A 23,409-nucleotide genomic window follows, 5' to 3' on the forward strand; every position below is an offset into this window, starting at 1 on the left:
TGTAAGCAATACGAATAGGAGGCAGTGATGGAAAACGCGAAATTAGGTGAAATAGCCTGGTTAGATATTACGGTAGAAAATGCCGATGAACTTAAATCGTTTTATCAAGCGGTAATTGGCTGGCAGGCGGCAGAGGTGTCGATGGGAGATTACAATGATTACACTATGCTTTGTGCGGCAACTAATAATGCCGTTGGTGGTATTTGTCATGCTAGAGGTCCCAATGCCGAATTGCCACCCATGTGGTTGCCTTATTTCTTAGTTGAAGATGCAGATGCTGCCGCAGCACAAGTACTAGCGTTAGGCGGCAGTTTATACACCGAAGTTAAATCAATGGGCAATGATAAGTTTGTAGTGATTAAAGACCTTGCAGGAGCTGCTTGCGCGCTTTATCAAAAAGGGGATGCGAATAGTTAAGGCTTATCGCAAACACAGATCATAAATACATATTACAAACGCTTGTCATAAAGGGTTACCACAAAATTACTGCCCAAACACTGGCTGCAACCACTAAGCTAATAAAAACTGCTGCCGAGCCAAGATCTTTGGCCAGTCCTGATAGCGGGTGAATTTCTAAGCCAACCCGATCTACTACGGCCTCAATAGCGGTGTTGATCACTTCGGTAAATAAAATAAAGACCACAGATAAAATCAGCAGCAAGCGTTCAACAGCGCTTACATCAAGATTAAACGCCAAAATAGTGGCTAAAAATAATAAAACTAGTTCCTGTCTAAAAGCCGCTTCATTTTGAATTAGCCAGTTAAAGGCACGAAATGAATTTAATGTGGCTAAATACACACGGTTTATGCCAGCTGGCTTGTTGGTATTATCAAACACTAATTAACTCGCTTATTATCTTGGTGGTGCACAGAATTAGCTCGGGCTAACGTTTCTTGTGACATGCATTGCATAAAAGGCTCCGCACCTAAGTGGTGAGCTGATGATTTAACCGACATCAAACTGAGTAGGCTGTCAAAAATGATATCTTGAGTTAAATGTTTTGGCGCAGATTTGTTCACGCAATTTAAGTCAACACTTGTGTGATATTGATCTGCCCAATAAATCATTGGCACATGGGTTTGCTCTTCTGGTGAGAAAGCATAGGGTAGGCCGTGTAAATATACGCCTTTTTCACCTAGTGACTCGCCATGATCAGAAATGTATAAAAACGAAGTGTCAATGTCGCTATTTTGAGCTAATGCTGTGAGCTGGTTGATGATTTTAGCTAAGACAAAATCAGTATAGGCAATAGTGTTGTCATACGTGTTAACAAGTTGCTCATTGGTGCAGTTTTGAATATCGCTGCGTTGGCAATCTGGTGTGAATAACCGCTGGCTTTGTGGGTAACGTCGGTAATAGGTCGGGCCATGCGAACCAATCATATGTAAAACGATAAGAGTATCGTCTTTAGTTAAATTATTTAACTTATTTGCAAGTGGCGCCAATAGAGCTTCGTCATAACAATATTCACCATCACACAGTGGGTTTGATGTGTCGGTAGAAATTTTAATACTATCTACTCGGTTACAAACGCCCTTACAACTCCCATTATTATTGCTGATCCAAAGTACATCGGCACCGGCTTGACTGATTAAATCAATAGCATTTTGTTGGGCAAGGGCAACGCGTTTTTCATAATGTTTTTTGTCTAAACGTGAAAACATACAAGGTACAGAAACAGCGGTAGCGGTGCCACAGGAGCGAACATCATTAAACGAGATGACATTAAAGTTTTGGGTAAATTGATTAGTTGGGCGCGGGTAGCCATTTAGTGAAAAGTTTTGCGCACGTGCGGTTTCCCCTAACACCATAACCGTTACGTGCTTTTTATTACTGTTTCGGTTGATATGCGGATGCGGATCTAACACCTTAAATGGCAATGGGGAATAGAAGTAATTATCTCGAATGAACTTATAAGAAGAATCAATCATTTTATAAGGTGTAATGTAGCTTACTAATTCTCTATGGTTACGGCCAACTGCTGCGTAATTAGAATAAAACAGGCTGGCGATAAAAAAGACGATACCTAAGTTGGCAGTGATCAGTTTAAAGCGATTAAAAAGCTCAAAACGAATAGGTCGTAATCGAATTTTTACTTTGTATATTAAAAATGCAGGTAGTAAACCAAATAGCGTAACAAATAATATTGCCGGAATATTTAAATAAGATAGGACCTCGGCTGAGTCGGTTTCTATGGTATTTTGGATCATGCCGACATCGAAAATGATGCCGTAATTTAAGGTGGCATAACAAAGTAGCGCCGAGAGCACTACAGTGATCATTAATATAGGTTTCGTTAACCAGCGTATGACAAATACACCTTGAATGATTACGCTTAAACTAAATAAAAATAGCGGTAGCGAAAGTAAGAAAAACAGGCTGTAGTCTTCTAGCGTAGTGATAACTTGCGCACTTTTTAATAAAAAGGGCAGGTTTAACCCTAAAACTAGATAGCTACAGGTTAGTACAATTAACTGATTACTGCTGAGCGTTATGTTTTTAGGAGTTATGTTTTTAACAGACATGTTTTTAACCGAGGTTAAACTTTTTTTCATGTGAATAAGCTTCATGTGCATAAGCCTTAAAACGATTGCTTAGTGGTGACCCGAAATTCCCAGCTATCAACATTGGGATCAGAACTAATCGGTTTAATTAAATCAAAGTGCACCACCCGCGCTTCGCTTGAATGGGTTGAATATAAACGAGCACCAATGCCGATAGATGTCATCCAAGTTTCTAAGTCTTTAGTCGGGGTAGATGGTTTAAACATACGCCCAGCATCGAAGAAGGCGGCACCGCCTAATTCAATTAACTTGTATAAGTTAATGTGTGGGTAATAGCGCGCTTCAACGGTAAATTGCGTGCTGTGATCGCCATGTTGATATTGCAAAGGGTAGCCACGAACGCCAGACTCAGCACCAAGCTCTACTGGCTTATCTAAAAATTGATGTTGGCTCACCACATTAGCGTTTTTAAAATAGCCGCCCCAAGCGTCATTAAATTTATGAAAATATTCAGCGCTGGTCTTCAATAATATGCGATCATCTTGCTGGCTATTTTGATAAACCTCACCTTCGAAACTTGCGGCAAATAGCCAGTACGCTTCGTTACCTAAATCAAGGCCTTTAGACAGATAAGACTGCCAAATTAAATCGGGCGAGTAGTCATTATTATAAAAATCGTGACCAATATTAATTGAAGCAAACCAACCTAAATTAAAATCTTCTATTTGATTGATTAAGTTAACATTTTTAAGTTCTCGATAGTCTTTTTGCAGATATTGTGCGGAGAAAAATGGGTAACTGAAATCTCGATTTGATGGTAGTTGTGCATTGGGATATAAAATATCAATATCAGGATCGCTTAGCTTTCTAAAAGTGTGTTGCTCTTCGGTATAACCTAAGCCAAAGCGTAATGTTGACTTGTTTGTATTTTTATAAAGCCAGTAGCCGCTAGCCGTAGTATAGGATTGCTTATGATGGTATTCATTGGCATCTTCACCTTGTTCATACAAGGTATCAATTTGGTTAAAATTATCAAATCCAACTTTATAGGCGTATTGCGTATCGAAACTGACGAATTTTTTTTCTAAAAATATCGCTTGCGAGCTACCATCATCATTATCGGTTAAACGGATGCGAGCATTGGTATTATTGCCCATATATAGTGGGAATTCTGATTTAAACTTGTAACCGCTACGTTGATCATCACTAAAATATTCGAGCTCTGAGTCAATGCCATAACCTAACAAGTTACGTTCTAAAATGCCGATACCAAATTTATTTTTTCCGCCCTTACGGCTGATATCTATGGTGGGCAATAATGACCAGTTATCCCATGTTTCGACCAATATTTTATTATCAGCCGATCGGGTAACAATCGCATCACGAATATATTTTTTTTTGCGTAAATGACGCTCTAGTTCTTGTAAGTCATGCTCATTGATAGTGCATTTTGATATGAAAAATGCCGATTCGTTTTCAAGGGTTTTAATATTGGTTTTATTGTGAAGAAAGTTTGCCCAGCGATGGAGAAAAATAGTGTCAGCTTCTGATAAGTTGAAAACATCATTGGTCACAAAACTGATATGTTCAGATTGATCACAGGTATTGGCGTGATCGTTAATATTGCTAATTTTAGTAATGCCAGTGTCAGCATTGGCAAAGCTGTCCAAAGATACTATGCATATAACTAAGCATATAACGGGCAGTACTACTTTTGCTTTCATAAGTGTTTTGCTTTTATAAGTGACAATACTGATTAACAGATAATATTTATTATGGCTCAAGAAACTTAAGACAAACTTAAGTTTCTTAAAAATAATAAATTTTTAACTGTTGATTGGAATATTGGACCATCAGCACCTTTAACTATGGGCATCGTTAGCTGTGGGCATCATAGTTGTCGCCATGGCTGATTGGTAAAAACAGCGTTTGATAAAGCCGAGTGGCATAGCCATCCGTCATGCCAGAAACATAATCAGCAATAATTCGTTGCGGGTTTTCACCTTGTTCACAGGCCTGTCGCCAGCGTTTAACGGTATTGGTCGGCAATAAGCGCTCAGGATCTGAAGATAGTGCTTCAAACAACTCCATAACAACTTGTTGTCCTCTGTACTCTAAACGTTGAATGGAAGGCAGTTTGATAACAAATTCAAAAACAAAGTCTTTAAAAATTTGCAGGACCTGAGCGGCTGCTATTGGTAATTTAGCATTAAATTTCAGCAAATTTTCTTCAAAGGTTTGGCTTGGCGTTTCAACTTCTAAAAGCTCAATTGCGGTGATCAGGTAGTTTACTAAGCCGCCAATGGCATCTTTTTGTTTATGGTGATGCTCAGAAAACAAATTATCGGTTAAATTAGCGCAATATTCTGTCAGCCAGCTATCGCCAACATTGGCTAAGCGCTTAATAACGTGTTGTTCAAAGTCGTTGCGATTTACCACACCAGTGACTATGGCATCTTCGAGATCATGTATGCCATAAGCTATATCATCGGCGAGTTCCATAATTGAACAGTCAAGCGATTTATATAGCGTTTTAGCGTGTTGTTGTTCTTTGGTTTGAAAGCTTTGAAATAGCATTCGATCGGCGTCTGATAGTGGCGCTAAAATCCAGTCTAAAATATCGCAGTCATCGGCATAAATGCCTTTGGGAGGATGCCAGTCACTGGCTTTAAGTTGACGATAATGCACCGGAGCGCAATTGGCTTTTTTATAAATCAACTGGTCAATAGTTTGCGGATACTTCAGTAGCCCCAACAAAGTACGACGCGATAAGTTCATGCCATAGCCTTCACTAAATGGCTCTAAACGCGCAACTATACGTAATGTTTGACCGTTACCTTCAAAGCCGCCATGTTTTCGCATCATATAATGTAACGCTACTTCGCCTCCATGGCCGAAAGGGGGATGACCAATATCATGGGCTAAGCACAGGGCTTCAATTAAGGTATCGTCGTCTGGGAATAATGCTTTGGCCAATGTCGGGTATTTCGAGCGTAATTGTGCGGTGATACCAGAGCCAATTTGAGCGGCTTCTAATGAATGAGTTAAACGGGTGCGATAAAAGTCACTTTGACCTGAGCTTATTACTTGTGTTTTAGATTGTAGCCGTCGAAATGCGGCAGAATGAAGAATTCGGGCACGATCCCTTTGGTATGGCGTTCGGTGATCTTGTTGGCGTTTGCTCAGTTTTGTTAAGCGTCGTGCTAACCAGAAATTATCCATTTGACTCCTTGTTACCTGATTCTTATTTTACTTATTTCGTTTGAGATAAAAATTTATCTGAAAAAATAATATTTTTATTGAGTAGAATTACTCATTTATGTATAGAATTGCAATAGAAGTGTTCTTTTTATCTGGAAAGAATTAGTGGTAAGTTTTCGCCTTAAGCATTATTTAACCTTTGCCTTAGTGCTAATGTCTTCAGCACAACTGAGTGCGAAGCAAAACGATTTCGAAATCGCTCTAGAAAAAGATAAGCTCAAAGACAGTGGTACCATAGAAATGGTTGCTGGCCTGCCAAAACCGCCTTTTATCATAGAAGAAAATACGTCAGGCATTCAGCTGGAAATTATTAGGGAAGCACTGTCCACCGAAAATATTGAGGTTAACTTTAGTCACTTACCATTAGGGCGCAATATCACTGGATATCAACAATGGCATATTGATGGTGTCAGTATTTTGCTGTCTGACTTTCAATATCCAGGCTTATTTGTCTCTCGCCCTTATATCACCTACGAAAATGTTGCCATTACATTGGAAGATAAAAATATTACGCTGGAGAATTTCAAACAACTTAGCGGTAAAAGTGTTATTGCCTTTCAAAATGCCCGTAAATTTCTGGGTGAAGAATATGGCAATACAGTTTCATATTTAATTGATTATCGAGAGCTGGCGGATCAACAGCAACAAATAGCCATGTTATTTGCTGGCCGCACCGATGTGATTATTTTAGATATTAATATTTTTCGCTATTTTATGAAAAATCATACAGATGATAGTTACAACAAGCTATTTACCGTGCATCACTTGTTTGAAAAACGACATTATGCGGCTGGGTTTAAATCTGAGGCATTAAAAAGCGCATTTGATCGCGGCGTGCAATTAATTAAAGACAACGGTACTTATCAATATGTTTTAGATAAGTACCTGATGAATTATTAGGGTCTGTTGATCTTTCATTTTAGTCTCTGCTATCGGCTAATTTTTAAGATGACAAGTCGAAAAGCGTGTAATGTAGTTATTCTACATTAACGATTTTCAACGCAGTTAGGTTGAAAATTAGCCATAGCCCTAAGGGTTGTTCTGAAAAAAGTGTCACTCTTTGTTGCTTAAAATGCATTTAGAACAACTAAACTTTATATTAAGCGCCGCGATTGACCGCTTTTTCAAAAACAACAGAGTTATAAACTGAAAGATCAACAGACCCTAATACCTAGCTGATTTATTTATGTTAACATTGGCTACGCGTAACTTTTTGCACTGAAATATAGTGTTATTTTTTGGCAATAAAGATGGCTCGCTGCGGCGCAGGGTAACCTTCAATAGTTTTGCTGGCGTCACTTGGGTCTAAAAAGTCACTTAGCGATTCGGTATCAATCCATTCGGTTTTTCGTTGCTCATCAAAATCAGTAAAGTCACTATTAACCATTTTAACATTGGAAAAACCACAGCGTTCAAGCCAAGCGCACATCGATTTGCCACTCGGTAAGAACCAAACATTACGCATTTTTGCGTAGCGCTCGCCCGGTACTAATACCGTATTTTCATCGCCATCAACAATTAAGGTTTCTAATACCAGTTCACCACCTTTAACCAGCTGAGCTTTTAGTTGATATAAAAAGTCGATAGGTGAGCGGCGGTGGTATAACACGCCCATCGCAAAAACGGTATCAAAAGCGTTTAGTTCAGGTAGCTGCTCAACGCCAAGTGGAAGCAAATGTACTGCTTGGTCTTGGATAAAATGTTGAACCGCATTAAATTGCATGACAAAAAGTTGGGTTGGGTCGATACCAACAACAAATTTAGCGCCAGCACCGCGCATTCGCCATAAGTGATAACCACTGCCACAACCGATATCTAAGACGTATCTATTGGTTAAATCACTAATATGGGGGGCAAGACGATCCCATTTAAAATCTGAGCGCCACTCAGTGTCTATATGTAAGCCGTGAATATGATAAGGGCCTTTGCGCCAAGGTTTAAGTTTTTTTAATAAATGCTCTAAACGTTTGAGCTGACCGGGCTCAATTTCCTCTGGTTTGCCAACCGAAACACTATTGGTTAACTCAACGAATTCAGTATTAGTTACCGGTAATTGATCGAGTGCTTTTTGCCATTGCGCAAACTCGCCGTGCAAATGATTATTTTGCCAGTCGGTTAATTGTGCCGGTAGCGTGTTTAACCAATGGCTTAAACGGTTGGCGGCAATCGCTTGGTAAAAATTATTATAAAAACTCATTTAAATGCCACCATAGATAAAAAGTTAAAGCACTGAAACCATTGAGTAATATTTACAAACCCCACTTCAGTTAAACGATTGATATGGCACTCTAACGCATCTGGACGCATGACATTTTCAAGTGCGGTACGTTTTTGGGCAATTTCCAGTTCACTGTAACCATTAGCACGTTTAAAGTCGTGATGAAGGTCTATCAATAATTCGTTTGATTGAGCTGATTTGTGCGCAATTTTTTCAGAAAGCACCAAAATGCCGCCTGGTTTCAAGCCTTGATAAATTTTATTCATTAACGCCTGGCGTTTTTCTTTTTCGATAAACTGCAAAGTAAAATTGAGTATAACCATTGACGCATTTTCAATGGTGATATTCTCAATATTCTCTTGAATGATAGTTACTTCACTTTTTCCTTTAAAAGCAGCAATGTGCATTTTACAACGCTCAACCATAGCCGCTGAGTTATCAACACCGATGATATGAACATTGTCTTGATTTATTGCTCGGCGCATTGCAAGCGTTGCCGCGCCCAAAGAACAGCCCAAGTCATATACATTTGATTGCGCTTGGGCGTAACTTTGGCTGAGACGGCCAATAGTATCAATAATGGTGTTATATCCCGGCACTGAACGACTGATCATATCGGGAAATACTTCGACAACTTGAGCGTCAAAGGTAAAGTCTTTTACTTGGCTTTGTGGATTGGAAAAGATCAGATCGGTTTCAGTTTTTTGCATGAGTTACAGGAAACAATGGAAAAATTGACCTTATTTTAACTGAACAGATTGATCTTGATAAGATAATATTGCAATGTTGGTAACATTAGTGCGGTATTGGTTAAGCGTTTTAATGTGTGGTAACTATTTAAAAATCAATTGGTTGTTAGTTTTTTGTACGCTTGTTTGCAGCTCTGTGCAAAGCATGCCAAATATGCAAAGTGTGCAGGGAGCGCAGGCTATTGCTGAACCGACTACTATTTCCCCACCCAAAAAACAATTTAATATTGCTTTTAGTACTGATTCTTACCCTTATCAATTTATTGATGATCAAGGTAAGCCCGCAGGCGTCATGAAAGATGTTTGGTCACTTTGGGCGAATAAACAAGGCGTTGAAGTTAATTTTGTTACCGGCAACTGGCACCAGACATTAGAGGCGGTACTTACCAGAAAAGTTGATTTTCATGCTGGCCTTATTATTACTGATGAACGGCGACCAGTTTTTGGCTTCACTGATAAGATTTTTCCTGAATATAGTTTTATTTATTTGCATAAATCACTGACCCTTATAGACAATGTTAAGCAGTTAACTCCCTATAAAGTAGGGGTTATTAAAGGCTCAAGCCATAATGCAACTTTGGTATCAGCCAATAACAAAATAAAGCTAGAACTATTTGAAGACCGTCAAGCCTTATACGAAGCCGCGCTGAATAATGAGCTGATGGCTTTTGCTGACTTAGACAGCCCTTATAACGGCTACGATAAAATCACTCAGTTAAAGGCATTATTTCCAAAGTTTAGGCGCTTACATTATTTTTCCAGTGTGTATGTAGGTGCGGTATCAAAGCGTAATCAAGAATTGTTACCATTTATTAATCAAGGTTTAGCGCAAATAACGTCCAAAGAGCTAAGCGAAATTGAAGAGCGTTGGTTGAAAAGCGATAGGGTAGAAAACACCTTAAACTTGGGTTTTGCGGTGAGTTTATCGCCTTACATGGATTACTCTAATTCCGGCCAAGCTCAAGGATTATTTATTGATATTTGGCGTTTGTGGTCACGTTACAACGATATAGAAGTCAATTTTGTTGGTGACACTATGGCGAGAATAAACGAGCTGGTAAAAACCGGCGGCTTGGATGTTCAGATTGCGTTACCTGCCAGTGATATAACATTGCCTGGGCTTACAAAAGCAATAAAAATTTATCAATCATTATCGAAAGTTTTTGTATTAAACGATTACCCTGATATTACGTCGATGGAACAACTTGGCGGGCATACCGTTGGGCTTTTCCAAACATCGCCATACATAGAAGAATTAAAAGCTAAATATCCGCAAATTAAATTAAGTTATTTTGCCGATCATCGAGAAATGCTTCGCGCTGCGGAAAATAGACAAGTGTCGGCAGTTATTGCCGAAGTTGAAAATATGCAAGTCAAACTAGTTAATGCTAATTTACAGTCGTTATTCCATATATTAGACGCGCCAGTTTTCGATATTGATATTTTTAGCTTAGTTACAGTTGATAACCCCAAATTGGCAGAATTTATTCAAATTGGCTTTGATAAAATTCCCGTGGAGGAGCTGCAAAAACTTGAAACTGCTTGGCTCGCCGATGGTAAAGATGGTTACTTTCAAGCACAAAATACCGATATCGAACTAAGTCCTGAGCAAAAATCTTGGCTTAGAGCGCACCCTATACTAACGGTTGGAATTTCCAGTGATTGGGCACCCATGGAGTTTATAGATGAACATGGCCAGCAACAGGGGATTAATAAAGACATTATTGAAACCGTGGCTACTAGTGTTGGTTTAGGGCTTGAGTTTAAAGCGTATGACAATTGGAATTCATTGTTTAACGCATTCAGGCAAGAAGACGTAGATGTTTTACTTGGCATTTCTTCGGATGAAGATCGCAAAGCGTTAATGGAGTTTTCTGATGTTTATTGGCAAATGCCATGGAGCATTATTTATCCGCAATCTTTTAATCAGGTAAAAAGCCTAAAAGAGTTCTACGGTAAATCGTTAGCCTTGGTTAGAGGTTATCGACTGATAGAGTGGCTAAAGGAAAACCATCCTAATATTGCTATTTCAATCGTCGATAATGTTGAACAGGGCATATTAGCGGTTCAGCAAGGACTAGTTGATGGTTTCGTTGAAGCTTTACCCGTTGCAGCAAGGCATGTTAAGCGTGAAAGTATTGTGCCGCTAGCTATTGCTGTGGTGCCAGAAATACCACCAGAAAGTAACCGTATTGGTGTTCATAAAGATGATTTAACACTGTTAAGCATTATTAATAGCGGTTTAACGGTGATCTCAGATAAAACTCGGGCGGAAATATTTAATCGCTGGTTTGATGTTAATATTCAAACTGGGCTTGATCAGCGATTTGTCACAAAAATTGCCGCACAAGTTGGCTTTGTGATTTTTATTGTGATCATCATTGTGTTGTTTTGGAACCGTAAGTTACACCAAGAGGTTGCCGCAAGGAAAAAGCTTGAGTTAAAAATGAAGCATATGGCGACACATGATGAATTAACAGGCTTGGCAAACCGAACTTTAATGAAGTCGCAAATGGCAACGGCAATTGCTATGCATCAGCGCCAGTCGTTAAACTTAGCGGTGTTATTTGTTGACCTTGACGGTTTTAAAGCAATTAACGATGCTCATGGCCATGAAGTGGGCGATAAAGTGCTACAGCAGGTATCAACACGGCTAATTGAATGCGTGCGAAAATCGGACACTGTTTGCCGATTCGGTGGTGATGAGTTTGTTATTTTATTAACTGGCTTAAATAGCAAAGCTGAAGCGGCGTACATCGCCGAGAAGATTATTGAAAGTATCGAACGGCCCTTTGAAGTCTCAGACACTAGCTCATACTTAGGTGCAAGTATTGGCATTGCAATGTTTCCTGATGATGGTGATTCAGCAACAGAGTTGTTAAAAATTGCAGACACCTTAATGTACCGAGTGAAATCTAGTGGTAAGAATAACTTTATGCATAGGTAAAGTTATCAGTTTATATCAGCAATTTTCGGTTAAAATTATCAACAATCTAACGTGCTGACAGGTGACTTTACTTGTCAGTTCTATATAATATCGGCAATTTTATGTTTTATACCAATTTTATTAAATATTTAACCAGTTCAGAGCTACGTCAGGGAAGTTAGAACAAAGCAAATTGTTGCCGGTGTAGTCATTCTCCATCAAGACAATTTGTAAAGTTATCACTTTCCTGAAGAGCTGCCGAAGGGCGAGTTTAAACGGCTTATATCCTGCGTTGCTGATTTTGATAAGGGAATAACCATTACCTGCAATCAAAGCCACGCCTTCATGGATGTAGGTGCTTAGGTTTTGCAGGAGCATCAAACCTGTGCCTATAAGCGGTTTAATTCTCGCTGAAAGATCAAATATTTAATTCAATTGGTATTATCCCGCATATAGCGGGTTTTTCATTTCAGGATAATAGTTAAATGCGTAGTCTTTACTGTGGTGAGGTTAATGAATCTCACATCGGACAAGAAGTCACTTTATGTGGTTGGGTTAATCGTCGTCGTGACTTAGGTGCGGTAATTTTCTTAGATTTGCGTGATCGCGAAGGCATAGTGCAAGTGGTTTATGATCCAGACTTGCCAGAAGTATTAGAAAAAGCCAATACCTTACGTAATGAATTTTGTGTCCAAATTAAAGGTAAAGTACGCGCGCGTCCTGAAGGTCAAATCAACAAAGATATGGCAACGGGTGCGATTGAAGTATTGGGTTTAGAGCTTAATATTTTAAATAAAGCTGCGCCATTACCGTTAGATTCAAATCAAGAAAACTCAGAAGAACAGCGCCTAAAATACCGTTACTTAGATTTACGTCGTCCAGAAATGACTGAACGTTTACGTTTCCGCGCGAAAGTGACATCGGCGGTACGTGAATCATTAGAAGCTCAAGGCTTTATGGATATTGAAACGCCTATTCTTACTGCGGCAACGCCAGAAGGTGCGCGTGATTATTTAGTACCGAGCCGTACGCATAAAGGCAGTTTTTTCGCATTACCTCAATCACCACAATTGTTTAAGCAATTGCTGATGATGTCGGGCATGGAACGATACTACCAAATCGTTAAATGTTTCCGTGACGAAGATTTACGTGCTGATCGCCAACCTGAATTTACTCAAATCGATATTGAAACTTCGTTTATGTCGGCTGATCAAGTGATGGCAGTAACGGAAAAAATGATCCGAGAATTATTCATCAAATTACTTGATGTTGATTTAGGTGAATTCCCACGTATGCCATATTCTGAAGCGATGTCACGTTTTGGCTCAGACAAGCCTGACTTACGTAATCCATTAGAAATCGTTGATATTGCTGATATCGTTAAAGACGTTGAGTTTAAAGTTTTCTCAGCGCCTGCTAATGATGAAAAAGGCCGTGTAGCAGTAATCAATGTACCAGGTGCCGCGAAAGATTTTTCTCGTAAAAATATTGATGACTTAACCAAGTTTGTTGGCATTTATGGTGCTAAAGGTATGCCTTGGCTAAAAGTGAATGATATTGATGCTGGCTTAGATGGTTTACAATCACCAATACTAAAATTCTTATCGGAAAAGGCGGTTAATACCTTATTAACGCGAGTAAACGCTGCAACGGGTGATATTATTTTCTTCGGCGCTGATAACTACACAACTGTTTCAGAATCACTTGGCGCCTTACGCTTGAAGTTAGGTGAAGACTTAGGTTTAACGACTAAAGAATGGAAGCCGCTTTGGGTGGTTGACTTCCCAATGTTTGAAGAAGTTGATGGTCATTTACATGCTATCCACCATCCGTTTACGGCACCAACAGGTTTAACTCCAGAAGAGTTAAAGGCAAATCCAGCCGGCGCCTTATCTGATGCCTATGATATGGTATTAAATGGATGTGAATTAGGTGGTGGCTCAGTACGTATTCACGACCAAGCGATGCAGTCAGCGGTATTTGAAATTCTTGGTATTGGTAAAGAAGAAGCACAAGAGAAATTTGGCTTCTTACTTGAAGCGCTACAATATGGTGCGCCACCGCACGCTGGTCTTGCTTTTGGTTTAGATCGCTTAGTGATGTTAATGACCGGTGCTAGTTCTATTCGAGATGTTATGGCATTCCCGAAAACTACGACGGCGGCGTGTCCATTAACTAATGCACCAGGGCAGGCAAATCCTGCACAACTGGCTGAATTAAGTATTGCGACAATTAAAAAAGAGCAATCGGAATAATCACTAACAACCAATAAAGCGCGCACTTAGCGCGCTTTTTTATGAGGTGTCTTTTGTCAATTATATTAGGCATAGATCCAGGCTCTCGCTTTACAGGTTATGGTGTTATCCAGCAACATGGCCGAAAGTTTACCTACCTTGGTAGTGGCTGTATAAAAGCGCTATCTGCCGGTGAAGACTTAGCAAGCCGCTTGCAAACAATATTTGCTGGCGTTTCTGAATTGATCATTCAATTTCAGCCGGATTTATTTGCTATTGAACAAGTATTTATGGCGACCAACCCTGATTCGGCGTTAAAACTAGGTCAAGCTCGCGGCGCGGCAATTGTTGCTGCAACCAATGCTGGACTACCGATTGCGGAATATTCCGCCAGACAGATTAAGCAGTCGGTAGTAGGAACAGGGGCTGCAGATAAAACTCAAGTGCAGCATATGGTTAAATCTATTTTAAAATTACCCGGTACCCCACAAGCGGATGCTGCTGATGCGTTAGCCGTAGCACTTTGCCATGCTCATAGTCATGACTCATTATCGAAAATGGCAGGTCAAGTCACAAAAACTGTTCGTGGTAGGCTTCGCTAATAAAAATCGTTTACTGTATATTTATCTAGTGTTAAGCTGTGGCAAACTGATTAACGGAACAAGTTGTGATTGGACGTTTACGCGGTACATTAATCGAAAAATTACCACCTGAAATACTGATAGAATGTAATGGCGTTGGTTATGAAGTTCATGTACCAATGACCACACTTTATGCCTTACCTGAGCTAAATCAAGAAGCAATTTTATATACCCATTTTGTAGTGCGAGAAGATGCACAATTATTGTATGGCTTTGCCAATAAGGTTGATAGAAAACTATTTCGTTTATTGATTAAGGCCAGTGGTGTTGGTCCTAAATTAGCGATTGCCATTTTATCTGGTATGTCAGCTGAGCAATTTGTTAGCTGTGTAGCCCACGATGATGCCTCAACAATTGTAAAAATACCTGGTATTGGCAAAAAAACTGCAGAGCGCTTACTGATTGAAATGCGCGATAGAATAAAAGATTGGCAGCACGAAACGAGCTTTAACCCAACAGAAACACCAGATTTAGCACTTGTGAGTAGCAATGCTATGTTAATGAGTGATGGTAAAGGTGATGCAATTAATGCATTGGTGTCACTTGGCTACACTCAATCGCAAGCTGATAAAGCAATTAATGCGGTGTTTAGCAAAGAAAAATCTAGTGAAGAATTGATTAAGCAAGCGCTAAAGGCAATGATCTAGAGAGCCAGCTAGAAAAATCATATCAAAAGATAGTAAGAGCAGATTAATGATAGAAGCAGATCGACTAATACAACCCGCAGCCACTGTTGAAGACGAAGGAGTCGATCGCGCTATTCGTCCTAAACTACTGTCTGATTATACTGGCCAAGACCACGTTAAAGCACAGATGGAAATATTTATTCCTGCGGCCAAAAATCGCGGGGAGCCATTAGATCATTTGTTGATATTTGGTCCGCCGGGTTTAGGAAAAACCACGTTAGCCAATATTGTTGCTAATGAAATGGGCGTTAGCATTCGCACAACTTCAGGGCCTGTGCTGGAAAAAGCAGGAGATCTAGCCGCGTTATTAACTAACCTTGAAGAAAATGATGTGTTGTTTATTGATGAAATTCACCGGCTAAGCCCTATGGTTGAAGAGGTGCTTTATCCGGCGATGGAAGATTATCAATTAGATATTATGATAGGTGAGGGGCCAGCTGCACGATCGATTAAATTAGATTTGCCACCATTTACTTTAATTGGTGCAACTACTCGCGCTGGCGCGCTAACTTCACCGCTAAGAGATCGGTTTGGTATTGTCCAGCGCTTAGAGTTTTACTCTAGTAAAGACTTAACTGATATTGTTTTACGCTCGGCGGATTACTTAAATTTAACCATAGATGAAGCAGGAGCTTTAGAAGTGGCTAAGCGTTCTCGCGGTACTCCACGTATTGCTAACCGTTTACTTAGACGTGTGCGGGATTATGCGGATGTTAAGACCTCAGGCGTGGTAAATCTAGAAAGTGCGAGTAAAGCATTAGATATGCTTGAGGTTGACCATGAGGGCTTCGATATTATGGACAGAAAATTGCTGCAAGCGATTATCGATAAATTTATGGGCGGACCAGTAGGTTTGGATAACCTCGCGGCAGCGATTGGTGAAGAGCGTGAAACCATCGAAGATGTATTAGAGCCATTTCTTATTCAACAAGGTTTTTTACAGCGAACGCCTCGTGGCCGTATAGTGACTGAGCGTACATATCAACATTTTGGCTTAATTAAGCCTGAATAGCTCGGACTGAGTAACTCGGACTGAGTAGCTCGGTTTTACTGGCTATGCCTTTAGTGCGTAGGTGAAAGTGGCTATGGCAAGCCCATACGCATAACAAGCCCATGTCCATAAGTAGTACCGCCTAATTATTTTGCCTAAGTTGTTTGCTTAAGTAATTCACTAAAATAACTACACCCACACTTAAACAATGAAGCCCAAACAAATGTTTGGGCTTCATTGCTATATTTCTATTGATAGCAACTATTGGCCTTGCCTTACCCAAATACTATCTTTCATTTCATTTAGTGATTTACGCTGACAAGCCCCCGTTAACGCACAATCTTCGCCTATGCGTGAACCGGTAGTGCTGTTACGGCCTCTAAAATTTTTCAACAAGGTATCAAATCCTGACTCAAGCGTGCTACCGGTAACGGTAATGCGCTCATATTGTACTGGCTCAAAATTGGTTAATTTACCTTTTACTATAAATTGATTTTGTTCAATCAGGTGATTGTGCATTTGTGGAAAGTTTTGTTCGGTAAAAACGCCAATGCTGACTAACTGCTCTATAAGCTCTGGCATTTTGTAGTAATTGCGCTCAAGCGACTCTACTAGCCATTTATCTGCCTCTTGATAATCTTTATTGCCATCAATATTGGCAGCAAGTGATTTACCTAACAAAAAACCAGCATGCTTATGGCCATTTAATGCTGCGCGCTCTAACCAATATAAGCCTTGTTCAATTTCATTTAATTCAGGGTGAGTCACATAAAGCAAACCGGTCATATACTGCGCTTCCTTTATGCCTTTAACTGCCGCTTTGCGGTAGTATTTTAGCGCTTGCTCATCATTTTGTTCGGTGCCATAACCGTAATAATAAAATTTAGCGGTATTGTATTCTGCCGAAACAAACCCTTGGCGAGCCGCTTTTTTAAACTTTTCAAAATAGCTAACACACTGTTCGGTATTGCAGGAGTCAAATTTTGCAGCGGGGGCAACATTGCTTGCTAGTAGCAATGACATGGCAACTAGAGTTGGAATAACTTTCATATAGACTCCTTGTTATTGAAAATTAATATTTACCGAAGTGGTTATTAATTAACCCTACAGCCTATTGTTTGAAAGTCAAATAAAAACTACGAAGAAGTAGGTAGTTTTAAATTGCTATTAAAATATTTTAACTCTAAGTACATGAGAAATAGTGAGAAAATGAGATAAAAAAAAGCCCGCATCAAGGATGCGGGCCAACTTAGTAAAGTTGATAGAAGGAAGTTAAAAATTCCAGGAAACATGTCAGAGAGAAGAGATGGCAATCACCACCTTTTCAAAGTATCTGTGCTGTGTGAGCTTTCTCACTGCGCTAGCTCAGAAAACAAGAGTATTTTATAAAAAGGGTAAGTAATCGACAAACTAATAAAATTGAAATTTGGCATTAGAAAAACTAATGTAACTAATTGTGAACCTATATTCACCTATTTGCTATATGCACTAAATATAAAGGGTGTGTTAATTATGAATATTTATTTCATTAAATTGAATAGATTTTTTGTCGTTAAATTAAGTATGGCTAAATTAGCTGAATTGTTTATTTACTAATCTTTTACAAAATAATACGTATTTATTTATTGCTAGCCCTTGTTAGATAAGGGCAGACTGATTAAGATAACAGCCATAATAATAGTCTATAAGCATTTCATAAGTAGTCATGACGCAATCGTCTTTTACATTTCCAATACGGGTTTATTACGAAGATACCGATGCAGGTGGCATAGTCTATTATGCGAATTATTTAAAGTTCTTTGAACGAGCGCGTACTGAATGGTTAAGAGACTTAGGCATAGAGCAAGCTAATTTTCTCGAACAATCGATAGGTTTTGTTGTCAGACGAGTGTCGATGGAAAATATTGCTTCTGCTCGTTTAGATGACCTACTGAGTGTTAAGAGCCAAATTAAACTGCTAAAACGAGCCAGCATTATATTTACTCAACAAATTGTTAATGAACAAAACATTGAATTATGTCGTGTTGAAGTAACTGTCGCGTGTGTCGATTTTAAAAATAATAAACCGTGTCCAATACCGGAAACTATATTAGGAGCGTTAAAAGGTGTCAGCTGAATTATCTATACTGGATTTGTTTCTTCAGGCAAGTTTGCTAGTTAAAACCGTAATGTTAATTTTATTAGGGTTTTCAATAGCTTGTTGGGCAATGATTTTTCAACGCAAAAAAGCGCTTGATGGGGCAACAGTTCAACTCAAGCAATTTGAAGATAAGTTTTGGAGCGGCGCAGATTTAACCAAACTATATAACGAAATATCATCACGTCAGCATGTGCAAGGTATTGAGCGTTTATTTGTCGCGGGCTTTAAAGAATTTGCTCGCTTGCGTAAAAGTAATATTCAGTCACCTCAAATGATTGTTGATGGCACCCATAGAGCAATGCGTGTCGCGCTTTCACGAGAGGTAGATAATTTGGAAGCCCACTTGCCGTTTATGGCAACTGTAGGTTCAATTAGTCCATATATCGGCTTGTTTGGTACGGTTTGGGGTATTATGAATTCTTTTATTGCGCTTGGTGCCGTTCAGCAAGCAACCTTAGCAATGGTAGCGCCTGGTATTGCCGAAGCGTTAGTGGCAACAGCAATGGGTTTATTTGCCGCTATTCCTGCGGTTATGGCCTATAACCGTTTTAGCCATAAAGTGGAAAAGCTTGAAAATAGCTATGCCAACTTTATGGAAGAATTCTCTTCTATCTTGCATCGTCAAACGGCTGTTGAACACTAAAGGTAACTGCGACTATGTATAATCGAGTTAGACGTAAAAAAGTCGCTGAAATCAATGTGGTTCCCTACATTGATGTAATGTTAGTGTTGCTGATTATTTTTATGGTAACCGCACCGCTTATTACCCAAGGGGTGAAAGTTGACTTACCAAAGGCCGATTCAAAGCCGCTTGATAAAGATAGCAAAACGCCAATTGTTGCCTCTGTTGATGCTGATGGTAATTATTATATCGCTGAAGGTTCAGGTAAAAATAAACGGGTAACTAGTGATGAGCTTGCTATTGAAGTTGCTGCACAATTACAGCTTGATCCCGAAAAACCAGTCGTCGTAAATGGAGATGGCGCAGTTTCTTATGATGCCATTATTCAGTTAATGGTGTTGTTACAACAGGCGGGCGTTCCTTCGGTTGGTTTAATGACAGATACGCCGGAGAAATAAGGCGTGTCGAATAAGCTTAATACGCTGTTAGTAATGCTTAAAACTCCGCTTGGGCTGAGTATAAGTCTGCATGTTGGTTTGCTGATATTTTTACTGTTTGGCAACTTTTCTAGTGAGCCAGCTAAACCTAAAATGATGCAGGTTAATTTAAACCCAATTCAAGCGGTAACGGTTGATAAAGCCATTATTGAAAACCATGCGGAAAAAATTCGTCAGGAAAAAGCCAAGCAAAAAGCTGCTGAACAAAAGCGACTAAAAGAGCTGGAAGAAAAAGCTGCGGCTGCTAAACGCAAGCGTCAGCAAGAAGAAGCACGTGTTAAAAAATTAGAGCAGCAAAGCAAACAAAAAGAGCAAGAGAAACGCCTTGCTGACGAAAAAGCCAAAGCGGCAAAAGCTAAAGCACTAGCAGAGGAAAAAGCCCGTAAGCGTAAAGAAGAAGAGCGTAAAAAGGCTGAAAAAGCAGCGGCTGAAGCTAAGAAAAAACGTGAACGAGAAGCTGCAGAGCGTAAGAAGAAAGAAGAAGCTGAGCGCAAACGTAAAGCACAAGAAGCAAAAGAGCGGGCGGCCCAAGAAAAAATGTTAGCCGAGCAAATGGCCGAAGAAATGGCAGCAAGACAACAAGCTCGTAACCAGCAAGTAGTGTCAGAAATTAATCGCTATACGGCATTGATCACCCAAACCATTCAGCGTTATCTCATTACGGATCGTAGCTCAATGGAAGGAAAGTCTTGTAAATTAACCATAACTCTTGCACCATCAGGCTTTGTTACCAACGTTCAAACCGGACAAGGCAGTGCAGTAGTATGTAATGCCGCGAAAAATGCTGTGTATAAAGCAGGTACTTTGCCAGTATCGAAAGATCCTGAAGTATTTAGGGAAATGCAAAAAATCAGCTTAACGGTAATACCAGAGTTTTAATTAGTCGTTTTTTATGAACGGCTTAAAATCAATAAACAAAATTAAATCAAGAGTAACGAGTTCTATGCGACAAGTCAGTCTTATCATTTTTTCATTCTTATTAATTGTTTCTTCAAAAGCGTTTGCGACCTTAGAAATCGTGATCACAGAGGGTATTGATTCGGCTAGACCAATCGCAGTATTGCCATTTAAATGGAATGGCTCGGGAGTTATGCCTGAAAACATTAATCAAGTGGTCAGTGATGACTTGTTACGTAGCGGTAAATTTAGCCCGATTAGTGCTAGTCGTTATCCGCAAATTCCAAGTTCAGATCAAGAAGTCGATTATACCGCTTGGGCGTCAACGGGTGTTGAAGCGATTGTTGTTGGCAGTGTTACCGAAACCAGCATTGGCCGTTACCAAGTCAAATATCAGTTAATTGATGTAATTCGAGGCCAAATTACTGGTGGTCAATCGCAAATGCTAAGTGGCGGTAAATTGGTTGCAGACAGCGCTCATTTACTGCTCGATAGTGGTGCGCAAATCGGCAGTAGTCAATTTCGACGCTTTGCTCACCAAATCAGTAATGCAGTATATGAAAAGCTAACGGGTGATAAGGGCGCGTTTTTAACTAAAATCGCTTATGTGATTGTCCGTGATGAAGGTGATTATCCTTATCAGCTAGTATTTGCAGATTATGACGGCGTTAATGAGCAAACCATTTTAAAATCAAAAGAGCCTCTAATGTCGCCAGCTTGGCATCCAAATGGTGAAAAGCTGGCGTACGTCACTTTTGAGAATCGTCAGGCACAAATATATGTTATTGATATTTACACTGGGAAACGTACATTAATTAGTTCATATCCAGGTATTAATGGTGCGCCTCAGTGGTCGCCAGATGGTAAAAAGCTAGCATTGGTGCTGTCTAAAGACGGTAACCCAGAGATTTATACATTAGAGTTAGCGACGAAAAAACTCACCAGAGTTACCCGTCATAGAGCGATAGATACTGAGCCAAGTTGGACGCCTGATGGTAATTCATTGATTTTTAGTTCAGAACGGGGTGGAAAACCGCAGCTTTATCGCGTAAATTTAGTCGATGGTAAAGTTAGACGTTTAACTTTTGATGGCGAAATGAACCTTGGTGGTAGTGTTACGCCAGATGGTCGTCAGTTAATTATGGTTAATCGTACGCGTGGTCAATACCATTTAGCCAAACAAGAATTAGATACAGGGTTATTCCAAGTGCTAACCAAAACTAGGTTAGATGAATCGCCAAGTGTATCACCAAATGGTGGCATGATTATTTACAGTACTATGCACAATAACCGCCAAGTGTTAAGTTTAGTTTCAGTAGATGGTCGATTTAAAGCGAGACTACCGGCCAAAAATGGTCAGGTTAAAGCACCCGCTTGGTCACCGTTTTTATAATAATTATTAGTTGTTTCTATATACATGAGTAAGGAAAAATAAAAATGCGCTTGAATAAAGTAATGAAGAGTTTAGCCGTTGCATTACCTTTGTTTGCCTTAGGAGCTTGTAGTTCAAGTTCAGATAGCGAAGGTCAAAACCAAGTTGACACAAATGCGTCACAAACTGTTACTGAAACCGATAACGTGCAAGTTACTGCTGCACAGCGCGCTGCTGAAATTGAAGAGCAAAAGCGTTTAGAATTAGAAAAGCTTCGTTCAGAGCACATTGTATACTTCGACTTTGATACATCAACATTGTCAGGTGAGTTCTCGCCAATTCTTGATGCTCACGCGAAATACTTAAATGCAAATTCTTCAGTTAAAGTATTAGTTGAAGGTCATGCTGATGAGCGCGGTACGCCAGAATACAACATCGCATTGGGCGAGCGTCGTGCAAAAGCTGTTGTTACTTATTTAGAAAACATGGGTGTTTCACCTTCACAATTAAGCGTAGTTAGCTACGGTGAAGAGAAGCCTATGGTTAAAGATCGCACAGAAGCTGCGTTTGCTAAAAACCGTCGTGCTGTTTTAGTTTACTAATATTAAGCAGTAAATAGGACGGAAATGGTAATCAACAAAGTTTTACTTGGACTTGTTGTTACGGCCAGCGCAACATTTGCGCTGGCACAACAACCCGCTCCCGTGCTCGATGTTAGTGGCGGTGGAACGGGCTCAGCCTCTGAGCAAATAGCCAACTTACAGCGCCAACTTGAAGCGAGAAATCGTGCTCAGGTTAAAATTCAGCGCCAGCTTGAAGAACTTCAAATGGAAGTTAACGAGCTACGAGGCGTCACAGAATTACATAATCATCAACTCACTCAAGTACTAGAGCGTCAACGCGAACTCTATCAAGAAATTGAACGACGAGTGTCTGAAGCGTTAAAAGTACCGAATCAAGTGCCTTCAACATTAGCAGCTCCTCAGGGAACGCCCGCATCTGGTCAATACAGTAGCAATTTAACGGAAAACGAAGCCTATGATCGTGCCGTTAATATGGTGTTGAAAGAAAAACAGTACGACAAGGCTATTCCTGCTTTCCAAGCATTTAATAATAATTTCCCGAATTCGACTTATGCGGCGAATGCGCATTATTGGTTAGGGCAGTTGTTATTTAATAAAGGTGAATTGGCTCAAGCGGCAAAAGAATTTGATATTGTGGTATCACAACACCGGTCATCAACTAAACGAGCTGATGCTATGCTCAAGCTTGGTATGGTGGCACAAAAACAAAATCAACAGGCGCAAGCGGTACAAATTTATCAGCAGCTAATAAAAGAGTACCCAAACTCTACAGCAGCACAATTAGCCCAACCAAGGCTGCAAAGTTTACAATAGATAGCTGATAACTTGGTCTATTTGTTGTGTTTTTGTGCAAACGAACGCAATTTGTAGAAAAACTTAAAAATTGTTGTTGCACTAAAAAAATTTATAAGTATCATATGCCCCGCGTTGGACGAGAGCTCAACGCGAAAACAAATGTCGGTCGTTAGCTCAGTTGGTAGAGCAGTTGGCTTTTAACCAATTTGTCGAAGGTTCAAATCCTTCACGACCGACCACTTCTTTACCAAGAGAGGTGTTACCTTGTTTAGGTTATTTGTCTAGTGCAGT

At 39.8% G+C, this 23,409-nt stretch carries 22 protein-coding genes and 1 tRNA gene; 15 read left to right on the top strand and 8 right to left on the bottom strand.

Annotated features, from left to right (window positions below; all coding sequences use genetic code 11):
- Positions 1-27 precede the first annotated feature (27 nt).
- Complete coding sequence (locus tag ACOB82_RS07045; protein WP_448212256.1) at positions 28-417, top strand: VOC family protein; 390 nt, start codon at positions 28-30, stop codon at positions 415-417.
- A gap of 55 nt (positions 418-472) precedes the next feature.
- On the opposite strand, the gene ACOB82_RS07050 is transcribed toward ACOB82_RS07045, so the two are convergent.
- From ACOB82_RS07050 to ACOB82_RS07065, 4 genes are all read right to left on the bottom strand, one after another.
- Positions 473-838, bottom strand: a complete 366-nt coding sequence (locus ACOB82_RS07050; RefSeq protein WP_448212257.1) for a diacylglycerol kinase — start codon at positions 836-838, stop codon at positions 473-475.
- Complete coding sequence (locus ACOB82_RS07055) at positions 838-2,526, bottom strand: phosphoethanolamine transferase (protein WP_448212258.1); 1,689 nt, start codon at positions 2,524-2,526, stop codon at positions 838-840. Before ACOB82_RS07055 ends, ACOB82_RS07050 begins: the two co-directional genes overlap by 1 nt.
- A 56-nt stretch (positions 2,527-2,582) precedes the next feature.
- Complete coding sequence (locus tag ACOB82_RS07060) at positions 2,583-4,229, bottom strand: hypothetical protein (protein ID WP_448212259.1); 1,647 nt, start codon at positions 4,227-4,229, stop codon at positions 2,583-2,585.
- A gap of 154 nt (positions 4,230-4,383) precedes the next feature.
- Complete coding sequence (locus ACOB82_RS07065; RefSeq protein ID WP_448212260.1) at positions 4,384-5,727, bottom strand: anti-phage deoxyguanosine triphosphatase; 1,344 nt, start codon at positions 5,725-5,727, stop codon at positions 4,384-4,386.
- Between the two features lie 144 nt (positions 5,728-5,871).
- Here ACOB82_RS07065 and ACOB82_RS07070 point away from each other — a divergent pair, with 144 nt between their 5' ends.
- Positions 5,872-6,666: a substrate-binding periplasmic protein gene (locus ACOB82_RS07070; protein WP_448212261.1), complete on the top strand. Its 795-nt coding sequence runs from the start codon at positions 5,872-5,874 to the stop codon at positions 6,664-6,666.
- A gap of 331 nt (positions 6,667-6,997) precedes the next feature.
- On the opposite strand, the gene cmoB is transcribed toward ACOB82_RS07070, so the two are convergent.
- Both cmoB and cmoA read right to left on the bottom strand, forming a co-directional pair.
- Positions 6,998-7,963 (bottom strand): tRNA 5-methoxyuridine(34)/uridine 5-oxyacetic acid(34) synthase CmoB, encoded by a 966-nt coding sequence (gene cmoB / locus ACOB82_RS07075; RefSeq protein WP_448212262.1) that lies wholly within the window; start codon positions 7,961-7,963, stop codon positions 6,998-7,000.
- Entirely contained in the window at positions 7,960-8,694 is a 735-nt protein-coding gene (cmoA, locus tag ACOB82_RS07080) for a carboxy-S-adenosyl-L-methionine synthase CmoA (protein WP_448212263.1), read from the bottom strand. Before cmoA ends, cmoB begins: the two co-directional genes overlap by 4 nt.
- Positions 8,695-8,887: 193 nt before the next feature.
- On the opposite strand from cmoA, the gene ACOB82_RS07085 reads away from it, so the two are divergent.
- Positions 8,888-11,680, top strand: coding sequence for a transporter substrate-binding domain-containing protein (locus ACOB82_RS07085; RefSeq protein ID WP_448212264.1), 2,793 nt, complete (start codon positions 8,888-8,890; stop codon positions 11,678-11,680).
- Between the two features lie 120 nt (positions 11,681-11,800).
- On the opposite strand, the gene ACOB82_RS07090 is transcribed toward ACOB82_RS07085, so the two are convergent.
- Entirely contained in the window at positions 11,801-12,040 is a 240-nt protein-coding gene (locus ACOB82_RS07090; protein WP_448212265.1) for a hypothetical protein, read from the bottom strand.
- Positions 12,041-12,144: 104 nt separating this feature from the next.
- Between ACOB82_RS07090 and aspS the strand changes: the two genes are divergently transcribed.
- The 4 genes from aspS (at position 12,145) to ruvB (ending at position 16,232) form a co-directional block, all read left to right on the top strand.
- Positions 12,145-13,914, top strand: a complete 1,770-nt coding sequence (gene aspS / locus ACOB82_RS07095) for an aspartate--tRNA ligase (protein ID WP_448212266.1) — start codon at positions 12,145-12,147, stop codon at positions 13,912-13,914.
- A gap of 53 nt (positions 13,915-13,967) precedes the next feature.
- Complete coding sequence (gene ruvC / locus ACOB82_RS07100; RefSeq protein ID WP_448212267.1) at positions 13,968-14,495, top strand: crossover junction endodeoxyribonuclease RuvC; 528 nt, start codon at positions 13,968-13,970, stop codon at positions 14,493-14,495.
- 65 nt (positions 14,496-14,560) lie between these two features.
- Positions 14,561-15,181, top strand: coding sequence for a Holliday junction branch migration protein RuvA (gene ruvA / locus ACOB82_RS07105; RefSeq protein ID WP_448212268.1), 621 nt, complete (start codon positions 14,561-14,563; stop codon positions 15,179-15,181).
- A gap of 46 nt (positions 15,182-15,227) precedes the next feature.
- Positions 15,228-16,232, top strand: a complete 1,005-nt coding sequence (gene ruvB / locus ACOB82_RS07110; RefSeq protein ID WP_448212269.1) for a Holliday junction branch migration DNA helicase RuvB — start codon at positions 15,228-15,230, stop codon at positions 16,230-16,232.
- A 240-nt stretch (positions 16,233-16,472) separates the two neighbouring features.
- Here ruvB and ACOB82_RS07115 read toward each other — a convergent pair whose 3' ends face one another.
- Positions 16,473-17,261: a tetratricopeptide repeat protein gene (locus ACOB82_RS07115; protein WP_448212270.1), complete on the bottom strand. Its 789-nt coding sequence runs from the start codon at positions 17,259-17,261 to the stop codon at positions 16,473-16,475.
- A 655-nt stretch (positions 17,262-17,916) separates the two neighbouring features.
- On the opposite strand from ACOB82_RS07115, the gene ybgC reads away from it, so the two are divergent.
- From ybgC to ACOB82_RS07155, 8 genes are all read left to right on the top strand, one after another.
- Entirely contained in the window at positions 17,917-18,327 is a 411-nt protein-coding gene (gene ybgC / locus ACOB82_RS07120; protein WP_448212271.1) for a tol-pal system-associated acyl-CoA thioesterase, read from the top strand.
- Entirely contained in the window at positions 18,317-18,994 is a 678-nt protein-coding gene (gene tolQ, locus ACOB82_RS07125; RefSeq protein ID WP_448212272.1) for a protein TolQ, read from the top strand. The genes ybgC and tolQ overlap by 11 nt, the downstream gene beginning before the upstream one ends.
- Positions 18,995-19,008: 14 nt before the next feature.
- Entirely contained in the window at positions 19,009-19,431 is a 423-nt protein-coding gene (gene tolR, locus ACOB82_RS07130) for a protein TolR (RefSeq protein WP_448212273.1), read from the top strand.
- Between the two features lie 3 nt (positions 19,432-19,434).
- Positions 19,435-20,349, top strand: a complete 915-nt coding sequence (tolA, locus tag ACOB82_RS07135) for a cell envelope integrity protein TolA (RefSeq protein WP_448212274.1) — start codon at positions 19,435-19,437, stop codon at positions 20,347-20,349.
- 64 nt (positions 20,350-20,413) lie between these two features.
- Positions 20,414-21,760, top strand: coding sequence for a Tol-Pal system beta propeller repeat protein TolB (gene tolB / locus ACOB82_RS07140; RefSeq protein WP_448212275.1), 1,347 nt, complete (start codon positions 20,414-20,416; stop codon positions 21,758-21,760).
- A gap of 44 nt (positions 21,761-21,804) precedes the next feature.
- Positions 21,805-22,341, top strand: coding sequence for a peptidoglycan-associated lipoprotein Pal (gene pal, locus ACOB82_RS07145; RefSeq protein WP_448212276.1), 537 nt, complete (start codon positions 21,805-21,807; stop codon positions 22,339-22,341).
- Positions 22,342-22,365: 24 nt separating this feature from the next.
- Positions 22,366-23,136: a tol-pal system protein YbgF gene (gene ybgF, locus ACOB82_RS07150; RefSeq protein ID WP_448212277.1), complete on the top strand. Its 771-nt coding sequence runs from the start codon at positions 22,366-22,368 to the stop codon at positions 23,134-23,136.
- 145 nt (positions 23,137-23,281) lie between these two features.
- Positions 23,282-23,357: transfer RNA gene (locus ACOB82_RS07155), tRNA-Lys, on the top strand.
- The last annotated feature ends 52 nt before the right edge of the window (positions 23,358-23,409 follow it).

This window comes from Colwellia sp. MEBiC06753, from assembly GCF_053470325.1.